Origin of the sequence: Erwinia sp., from assembly GCF_049696395.1 — a bacterium.
Taxonomy (GTDB): domain Bacteria; phylum Pseudomonadota; class Gammaproteobacteria; order Enterobacterales; family Enterobacteriaceae; genus Erwinia.
Window position 1 is genome coordinate 1 of record NZ_JBAVTT010000152.1, and the last position, 7,026, is coordinate 7,026.

The following is a 7,026-nucleotide window of genomic DNA, read 5'->3' on the forward strand; positions in this document are numbered from 1 at the left end:
AATCCTGCGCCGCTTTACGGTGCTTGGTGTTAGCCCATTTACTGTGGCCTGCCATAAATTCAATTCTCCAGAAAAGACTAAATAACAAATTCTTCTATTGCCTGGCGATTACTCCAGGACTTAGTAAGCAAGGCGGCCTCTGCAGGTGGAAGCCACTGCAGGGCGAGATGTTCGCTGAGCGACACCTCCCACTCTTCTGGCAATGCCAGGCTGAACCAGTGCTCACTGTTGTGCGTCACGTCCGGCGCATAGCGATGGCGGAAATGGGCAAAGATCTCGAAGTGTATCTGACGCTGACAGTCGACTACTGTGAGCTGGCAGGCGTTGACATCAATTCCCAGTTCTTCCTTTACTTCCCGCCGCGCGGTTTCTGCCAGCGTTTCGCCTGGCTCCTGGCTGCCGGTTACCGACTGCCAAAAGCCGGGATCATCCCGACGCTGGAGCATCAACACCCGGCCGGTATTGCGGGCGTGTATCACCACCAGTACCGACACCGGATGCTTGAAAGCCATTACTCGTTCTCTGACGGCTGCTGGGTCTGGTACTTCTTCATCACTTCAATACCCAGCTCAGACAGTGACGCAGGGTTAGCGAAGTTAGGTGCTTCGGTCATCAGACATGCTGCTGCAGTCGTTTTAGGGAACGCGATCACATCACGGATGTTATCGGTACCGGTCAACAGCATCACCAGACGGTCCAGGCCGAAAGCCAGGCCAGCATGTGGAGGCGTGCCGTACTTCAGCGCGTCCAGCAGGAAGCCAAACTTCTCGCGCTGTTCCCGATCGGCAATACCCAGGATGCCAAACACGGTCTGCTGCATCTGGGTGCTATGAATACGCACAGAACCCCCACCGACTTCATAACCGTTGATCACCATATCGTAAGCATTAGCGATAGCGGTTTCCGGAACGGCTTTCAGTTCATCCGGCGTCATATCTTTCGGCGCAGTGAACGGATGGTGCATGGCGCTCAGACCGCCTTCCCCGTCTTCTTCAAACATAGGGAAGTCCACAACCCACAGCGGTGCCCAGGCATTGCCGGTGGTGATGTCCAGGTCGCGGCCCAGTTTCAGACGCAGTGCGCCCAGCGCATCAGCAACAATTTTGGCGGAATCCGCACCGAAGAAGATGCTGTCGCCATCGGCGGCATTAGTCCGGGCCAGAATCGCTTCAACAATGTCAGCGGTCAGGAATTTAGCCACCGGGCTGGTGACACCTTCCAGGCCTTTCGCACGCTCGTTGACTTTCATCCACGCCAGGCCTTTCGCCCCGTAAATTTTAACGAAATCAGTGTACTCATCGATCTGCTTGCGGGTCAGCTTTTCGCCACCCGGCACGCGCAGTGCTGCAACGCGGCTTTTGGCATCGTTAGCCGGGCCAGAGAAGACTTTAAATTCAACGTCTTTCAGCAGGTCAGCAACGTCCACCAGCTCCATTGGGTTACGCAGGTCTGGCTTGTCTGAACCATAACGACGCATCGCTTCTGCGAAGGTCATCTGAGGGAAGTCGCCGAGATCAACGCCCTTCACGTCCTGCCACAGCTCACGTACCAGCTGCTCCATGAGTTCACGCACCTGAGGTGCAGTCATAAAGGAGGTTTCTACGTCGATCTGAGTAAATTCAGGCTGACGGTCTGCACGCAAGTCTTCGTCACGGAAGCATTTAACGATCTGATAGTAGCGATCGAAGCCGGACATCATCAGCAGCTGTTTGAACAGCTGAGGAGACTGTGGCAACGCATAGAATTTGCCTTTATGCACACGGCTTGGCACCAGATAGTCACGAGCGCCTTCCGGTGTGGCTTTGGTCAGCATTGGCGTTTCAATGTCCAGGAAGCCGTTATCATCCATAAAGCGACGGACAAAGCTGCTAATTTTGGCGCGGGTCTTCAGGCGCTGAGCCATCTCAGGGCGGCGCAGATCCAGATAACGGAATTTCAGACGCGCTTCTTCGGTGTTGGCGTGGTTAGAATCCAGCGGCAACGGCTCAGAGCGGTTGATGATGGTCAGGTCGGTGGCGAAAATTTCGACTTCACCGGTAGCCATATCGCTGTTTTTGTTTTTGTCGTCACGGGCACGGACGGTGCCAGTAAGCTGAATGCAAAATTCGTTACGCAGTTCAGAGGCCAGCTTGAACGCTTCCTGACGGTCCGGATCGAAAAAGACCTGCACGATGCCTTCACGGTCACGCATATCAATGAAGATCAGGCTTCCCAGGTCGCGGCGGCGATTGACCCAACCGCAGAGTGTCACTTGTTGGCCTACGTGGGTCAGGTTGATCTGCCCGCAATAATCAGTACGCATAACGATATCCTTTAAACTTCGCCGCATCGCCGCAACATAAAGTCTGCTGCTGCGAAAAAAGGCGGCCATTATAATGGAAAAAGCCCGGCACGATAAGAGCCGTGAGCGCATCAGGCGCTGCGATTAACGGCAATTTTCTTCACAATCTGCCGTTAGCTCACAAAAGCTAACAAATTTCACCCTTTTCGAACACAGTTGTTGTCGCGCTTAAAATCAGATTGCTTGTATTCTCAATGATTTCCCCCCTTTGACCGGAGAGACTATGTTGGAATTAAATGCGGCAAAAACGGCCCTGGTACTGATCGATCTGCAGGAAGGCATTCTGCCTTTCGCTGGCGGTCCACACGCAGCATCTGATGTGGTTGCCCGCGCTGCGGTATTGGCTGAGAAGTTCCGCGCGGTCAATTCACCTGTCATTCTGGTACGTGTTGGTTGGGCAAAAGACTTTGGTGATGCGCCAAAGCAGCCGGTAGATGCCAGCCACAGCGGTGGACTGCCAGAAAACTGGTGGGTTTACCCGGAAGCGCTGGGTAAAAAAGAGACCGATATTGAAGTGACCAAGCATCAGTGGGGCGCGTTCTACGGTACGGATCTGGAGTTGCAGCTGCGACGTCGTGGCATCGACACCGTCGTTCTGGGAGGTATCTCCACCAACATCGGTGTGGAATCCACTGCGCGTAACGCGTGGGAGCTGGGTTTCAATCTGATCGTTGTCGAAGATATTTGCAGCGCTGGCAGCACTGAAGAGCATGAAGGCAGCTTCAAAAATATCTTCCCGCGTCTGGGTCGCGTACGTCAGTCAGCAGAAATCATCTCCGCACTGTAACCCTCAGCGCCCGGCAGTGGGTTTATTGATTGCCGGGTTGTACTTCCTACAAACTCTTCCTGTTTCGCCAGCTGAACGGCCGTCATTCTTGCTGAGTAGCATGTAATATGCTGTTCAGGACCACACCGTCATTCAGGGAAAGCCGATGAAACCTTTTTACCTTGGGTTGCCACAATGGCAGCATCCTCAGTGGAAGAAACTGGGTATGACGACCCTTGCTGACTACGCACAGCACTTCAACTGTGTTGAGGGCAATACCACGCTTTATGCCCTGCCCAGGCCGGAAATTGTGCAGCGCTGGCGTGATATGACCAGCGATGAATTTCGCTTTTGCTTTAAATTCCCCGCGACCATCAGCCACCACTCTGCCCTGAAAAACTGTGGCGATTTAACGGCGGAGTTTTTCAATTTACTCGATCCCCTCTCCACTCGTCTGGGTCAGTACTGGCTTCAGCTTCCGGCGGCCTTCAGCCCTGCCGATCTGCCAACGCTTTGGGCCTTTCTTGATGGGTTACCTGAGGCATTCAGTTATGGCGTAGAAGTCCGTCATGCTGACTTTTTTGCCAAAGGCGAAGCTGAGCAGGCGTTGAATCGGGGTTTGCATCAGCGAGGCGTGAATCGAGTCATTCTGGATACCAGGGGAGTGCATTCGGCCATCCCCAGTAATGAAGCCATTATTGAGGCGCAGCGCAAGAAGCCCCAGCTTCCGGTTCATGCGGTAATGACGGCCGATCAACCGATGGTGCGGTTTATCGGCGGTGACGATCCTGAGGCCAATCTCAAGTGGTTTCAGGCGTGGCTAACCAAGTTGCCTGAGTGGTGTGAACAGGGCCAACCCTGGCTATTTATTCACACGCCGGATATCGCGTTTGCGCCGGAGCTGGTCCTGCGGCTGTGGAGTGCGCTTCAGCAGGCATTACCAGCCGTTGGTGAACCGCCAACCTGGCCCCAGCAGGACCAGTTATTCTGAGTATTTTCCAGGATAATTCTTTAACTGTAGGGGTCACGCACTGACAGTAGGGGATTTCATCGTTATGATGGCGCCTTAAAATATCTGTGCCTTTGGGAGTCGGGATGGTCAGCGCCCTGTACGTTGTGCTTGGAGCACTTTTCATTATCAAGTTTTCGCTGGATGTGGTTCGTCTTCGTCGCCTTTATCGTGTTTCTCATGGTGACGGTGGCTTTTATGAACTTCAGACCGCCATTCGTATTCACGGCAACGCCGTAGAGTATATTCCGCTGGCTGCACTGCTGTTGGTATTAATGGAGATGAACGGCGCCGATATCTGGATGCTGCATCTGGTAGGCGTGTTTTTCTTCCTCGGCCGACTCCTCCACGCTTACGGCATGCGAACCAGCACGCTGTTATGGCGCAAGAACGGCATGATCATCACTCTTTTGTCCTTGCTGGGGATGATGATCTTTAATCTGATCTACCTGCCGTGGGATTTGGTTCTGACGCTGCATTAATCTCTCTGCCGGGTTTTTTAGCCTTCCAGCCCGGCAACAGTGGCAGAAAGGGTGCAGCACGCGCCGCTTTCTGCCAAAATACCGCCTTTCCGTTTTTCTCCCGGACTTACCACTATGCCTAACCGCGATACGTTGTTCTCCGCGCCAATTGCCAAACTGGGTGACTGGACGTTTGACGAGCGCGTTGCAGAAGTTTTCCCAGACATGATCCAGCGCTCGGTGCCGGGTTATTCAAACATTATTTCGATGATCGGCATGTTGGCTGAGCGTTTTGTGCAACCCAACACTCAGGTTTACGATCTGGGCTGTTCGCTGGGGGCCGCCACGTTATCAGTGCGCCGAAACATCAAAGCCGAAGGCTGCAAAATCATCTCCGTGGATAATTCTCCGGCAATGGTTGAGCGCTGTCGTCGTCATATTGATGCTTTCCGAGCGGATACGCCGGTTGAAGTGATTGAAGCGGATATTCGTGATATCACCATTGAGAATGCGTCGATGGTCGTCCTGAATTTCACGCTGCAATTTCTGGAGCCAGAAGAACGTCAGCAGTTGTTGAATACGGTCTGGAAGGGGCTTCGTCCTGGTGGCGCGTTGGTGCTGTCTGAGAAGTTCAGTTTTGCGGACGCCGATGTCGGTGAATTGTTATTTAACATGCACCATGATTTCAAGCGGGCCAATGGCTACAGCGAATTGGAAATCAGCCAGAAGCGCAGCATGCTGGAAAACGTGATGCTGACAGACAGTGTTGAAACGCACAAAGCTCGCCTGCGCACCGCAGGGTTTGAGCACGCTGAGTTATGGTTCCAGTGTTTTAATTTTGGGTCATTGATAGCCCTGAAAGCAGGTTCGGTCTGATGGATTTCGGTAATTTTTACCAGTTAATAGCAAAACACCCTCTCCTCTCTCCTTGGTTAGAGACCTTGCCAGCGCAGATTGCCACCTGGCAGCGCGAACAATTGCATGGCCATTTTAAGAACTGGGATCGTGCCGTTGAGTATCTTCCGGCGCTGCAGCCAGAGACGTTAGATTTACTGCACAGCGTAACAGCAGATGCCAGCAATCTGACCGAACGTCAGCGTGGTGGCATAGAGAAGCTGTTGCGAAATCTGATGCCGTGGCGCAAAGGTCCGTATTCGTTATACGGCGTGCATATTGATACCGAATGGCGTTCAGACTGGAAGTGGGATCGCGTGTTGCCGCATATTTCACCGATGGCTGGCCGAACGGTGTTGGATGTAGGGTGCGGCAGCGGTTATCACATGTGGCGGATGCTGGGTGCAGGCGCAAGATTGGTCGTGGGCATCGATCCGATGCAGCTGTTCCTGTGCCAGTTTGAAGCCGTTCGAAAACTGCTGGGCGACGATCAGCGAGCGCATTTATTACCCTTAGGTATTGAGCAACTGCCAGAGCTGAAAGCCTTTGATACTGTCTTCTCGATGGGCGTGCTATATCACCGTCGTTCTCCGCTTGATCATTTGTATCAGTTAAAAAATCAGCTGGTGAGCGGTGGCGAACTGGTGCTGGAGACGCTGGTTATTGAGGGGGGCGATCAGGAAGTGTTGGTGCCGGGTGAGCGGTATGCGCAGATGCGTAATATTTACTTCCTGCCAACCACCGGCGCGTTGAAAAACTGGCTTGAAAAGTGTGGTTTTGAAGACGTGCGGATTGCGGACTATTCAGTGACCAGCACCGAAGAGCAGCGCCGTACGGACTGGATGACCAGCGAGTCATTGGCGGAATTCCTTGATCCCAACGACCCAACAAAGACCGTAGAAGGGTATCCAGCGCCGCTGCGAGCTGTTTTGGTAGCCCGTAAGCCTTAACTGATAATGGATTGCCAGGTCAAAATCGACTCGGTTGCAAGGCGTCAGCATAGAGCTTGCTGCTAAAGTCAAAACAGGCTGCGGTGGCAAGGCGTCAGCATAGAGTGCGTTATCCGAGACGCCGTAAATACATCCCTGTAGGCTTGGATGCAGCATCCCTGCTGCATACACTCGGCTAACGCACTCTATGCCGCCACCCAATAACTTCCGGGTCGTTGAAGGGATTCGTGGACACACAATTCAACACCCCCTCTTCAATTCCCAACTCAACCTGCCAATGTCGTTTTGCCTTGTAGATGACCGCACTCATTTTTGTATCGTGAGAAGAGTTTGCTTGCTGGAGTGAATTTGAGGTTTGATTGATTTAAATGGTTTGAACGGTTTGAATGATTTGAACGGTTTGAATGGTTTGAATGGTTTGAATGGTTTGAATGGTTTGAATGGTTTGAATGGTTTGAATGGTTTGAATGGTTTGAACGATTTGAATGGTTTGAATGGTTTGAATGGTTTGAATGGTTTGAATGGTTTGAATGGTTTGAATGGTTTGAATGGTTTGAATGGTTTGAATGGTTTGAATGGTTTGAATGGTTTGAATGGTTTGAATC

At 52.4% G+C, this 7,026-nt stretch carries 8 protein-coding genes; 5 read left to right on the forward strand and 3 right to left on the reverse strand.

Features of this window, described 5'->3' with window-relative positions; genetic code table 11:
* Window positions 1-77: 77 nt before the first annotated feature.
* Window positions 78-512, reverse strand: coding sequence for a dihydroneopterin triphosphate diphosphatase (gene nudB / locus WCC56_RS18545; protein ID WP_424693797.1), 435 nt, complete (start codon window positions 510-512; stop codon window positions 78-80).
* Window positions 512-2,302: an aspartate--tRNA ligase gene (gene aspS, locus WCC56_RS18550; RefSeq protein WP_424693798.1), complete on the reverse strand. Its 1,791-nt coding sequence runs from the start codon at window positions 2,300-2,302 to the stop codon at window positions 512-514. The genes nudB and aspS overlap by 1 nt, the downstream gene beginning before the upstream one ends.
* Window positions 2,303-2,564: 262 nt before the next feature.
* On the opposite strand from aspS, the gene WCC56_RS18555 reads away from it, so the two are divergent.
* The 5 genes from WCC56_RS18555 (at window position 2,565) to cmoB (ending at window position 6,421) form a co-directional block, all read left to right on the forward strand.
* Complete coding sequence (locus WCC56_RS18555) at window positions 2,565-3,128, forward strand: hydrolase (protein ID WP_424693799.1); 564 nt, start codon at window positions 2,565-2,567, stop codon at window positions 3,126-3,128.
* A 145-nt stretch (window positions 3,129-3,273) separates the two neighbouring features.
* A complete protein-coding gene (locus WCC56_RS18560; RefSeq protein WP_424693800.1) occupies window positions 3,274-4,098 on the forward strand; it encodes a DUF72 domain-containing protein in 825 nt (274 codons plus the stop codon).
* Between the two features lie 104 nt (window positions 4,099-4,202).
* Window positions 4,203-4,598, forward strand: a complete 396-nt coding sequence (locus WCC56_RS18565; protein WP_424693801.1) for an MAPEG family protein — start codon at window positions 4,203-4,205, stop codon at window positions 4,596-4,598.
* A gap of 114 nt (window positions 4,599-4,712) precedes the next feature.
* Window positions 4,713-5,453, forward strand: a complete 741-nt coding sequence (gene cmoA / locus WCC56_RS18570) for a carboxy-S-adenosyl-L-methionine synthase CmoA (protein WP_424693802.1) — start codon at window positions 4,713-4,715, stop codon at window positions 5,451-5,453.
* Entirely contained in the window at window positions 5,453-6,421 is a 969-nt protein-coding gene (cmoB, locus tag WCC56_RS18575) for a tRNA 5-methoxyuridine(34)/uridine 5-oxyacetic acid(34) synthase CmoB (protein WP_424693803.1), read from the forward strand. The genes cmoA and cmoB overlap by 1 nt, the downstream gene beginning before the upstream one ends.
* Before the next feature lie 364 nt (window positions 6,422-6,785).
* Here cmoB and WCC56_RS18580 read toward each other — a convergent pair.
* Window positions 6,786-7,026 (reverse strand): hypothetical protein (locus tag WCC56_RS18580; protein ID WP_424693804.1); only part of this gene is annotated, 241 nt, incomplete at its 5' end.